Raw genomic sequence first — 1,819 nt, forward strand, 5'->3', positions numbered from 1 at the left:
GTGGCGGGGGTGGGCGCGGTTTCGGGCGCGGCCAGGGAGTGTTCACCTACGCCGCCACCCCCGCCGCCACCGCCCATATCACCAATAGCCCGGGTAACATTGTGGTTCAGAAAGAAAAACAGCCCGAAAAACAAGTGGATCAGGACAATCATCAGGAGGGGCATCCAGAACCCGACCTTCTTGATATTTGTGCGAATCACCGCCTGTGCGATCACCCACCATCCCGCGCGCACCGTGCGCAGGGGGCCGTCGTAGTTTCGGTAAGTACGATCCGCAATCAGGCGCGGCGTGCTCACCGGGTTCGCTGGGCTTACCGGGTTCTCAGTGCTCATTCGGAAACGGCCTCCATAAAGACATCCTCAAGGCTACGCTCCGCAGGACGGAAGCCGCGCACCTGCGCACCGGAGACAATCGCGGCATCGAAGATCAGCCGGTGGGGGTGCGTCTCCGTCTCCGGTAGATCAAAGCGGCAGGAGCTCCCGAGCTGATGCACCAGGCTCGCGCCGCGTGCGCCCATCGCGCTCACAAAACCATCGGAGAAGAGACGTAGCTCCACATCGAACTGGACTCCCTTGGTCTGCTTGAGCGCGGCAATCGGTCCTTGCTTCACCACTTCACCGCGCCGCATCACCACCACGGAGTCGCAGGTTTTCTCAATATCGGGCAATAAGTGCGACGAAACCACCACCGAGAGCCCCTTACCATGGCTCACATCGCGCACCAGCTCCAGCATCTCGTCGCGGCCCGCCGGGTCCAGTCCGTTAGTGGGTTCGTCTAAGAAGAGGAGCCTTGGGCCGTGTACCAGTGCCTGGGCGAGTTTCACCCGCTGGCGCATGCCCGTGGAGTAGGTCTCGACATTGCGGTAGCGCGCCTCCCCAAGGCTACACCACTCCAGCACCTCATGCGCCCGGCGCATCGCCTGCTCGGGCGGCATCCCGGCGAGCTCCCCGGCGTAGGCCACAAATGTCACGGCGTTCATTCCCGGAATATGGCAGTCCTGCTCCGGCATCAGCCCGATCTTCTGCCGAATGCTCTTGCCCTGAGTCGCGACATCCAGCCCCAGCACCTGTGCCCGCCCCGACGCGGGAGCCACAAACCCCAGCAGCGTCTTGATTAGGGTCGTCTTGCCCGCCCCGTTTGGCCCAAGTAGCCCCACACAGCCCTCGGGAATCTCCAGAGAGAACTGCTCCAGAACGGTCTTGGCACCGTAGCGCACGGTCAAATCGGAGACGGAAGCGATGGAAGGCGTATCAAGCATTTATTATCGGGCTATTGTAGCACAGCCGGACACTGATTCATCGTGTGATCCCCTGCTCTACGCCCTTCTCAAAAATACGAACTTTCGGCGGATTCTTCTGTTTCGCTGCCACATACTTGCGAGCCGCTTCGGATGCAGAGGATATAGGCTTACTGGTCAACCCTAGTACGGTCAAACGATCAAGCATGCGAACCATTAATTTCTCAATCAAAGATGTATCATCCGCATATAATCTATAAGTACGAACAGTATTATCAGGTAGCCTCAAAGCCTTACCCTCTACGATCATCGGTTTTGCCGTCATAGTAATCGCAATTACTGCCTGACCGTCTCTTACGACAATCCGTCGAAAAGAATGTGTTTCACCCTCAAGAATATCAATATACATTTTCTCTCAAAACTTTTTTCCTGAAAAGGATCTATCGGAGTAAATAGGTTCACTGCCAAAATATCTTGAGAATGCATCATTTATCTTTTTTTGATCTTTCGATATGAAAATTTCAATACTAATATCTGCCTCAGCACCGATTTTCCTCTCCCCATGCAATCCTAGAAAATCTC

At 56.0% G+C, this 1,819-nt stretch carries 3 protein-coding genes; all 3 read right to left on the minus strand.

Features of this window, described 5'->3' with window-relative positions:
• Positions 1–332 (minus strand): hypothetical protein (locus ACH2EH_RS09055; protein WP_395140942.1); only part of this gene is annotated, 332 nt, incomplete at its 3' end.
• Positions 329–1,258, minus strand: coding sequence for an ATP-binding cassette domain-containing protein (locus ACH2EH_RS09060; RefSeq protein WP_394796397.1), 930 nt, complete (start codon positions 1,256–1,258; stop codon positions 329–331). The genes ACH2EH_RS09060 and ACH2EH_RS09055, both read right to left, overlap by 4 nt.
• A gap of 37 nt (positions 1,259–1,295) precedes the next feature.
• Positions 1,296–1,646 carry a hypothetical protein gene (locus ACH2EH_RS09065; protein WP_395140944.1) on the minus strand — a complete coding sequence of 117 codons (351 nt, stop codon included), beginning with the start codon at positions 1,644–1,646 and terminating at the stop codon, positions 1,296–1,298.
• Between the last annotated feature and the right edge of the window lie 173 nt (positions 1,647–1,819).

Origin of the sequence: Armatimonas sp. (genome assembly GCF_043760365.1) — a bacterium.
Taxonomy (GTDB): domain Bacteria; phylum Armatimonadota; class Armatimonadia; order Armatimonadales; family Armatimonadaceae; genus Armatimonas.

Excerpts from the sequence above, each read along its gene's own strand:
- ACH2EH_RS09060 (WP_394796397.1), bottom strand. The coding sequence starts at position 1,258 with ATGCTTGATACGCCTTCCATCGCTTCCGTCTCCGATTTGACCGTGCGC.
- ACH2EH_RS09065 (WP_395140944.1), bottom strand. The coding sequence starts at position 1,646 with ATGTATATTGATATTCTTGAGGGTGAAACACATTCTTTTCGACGGATT.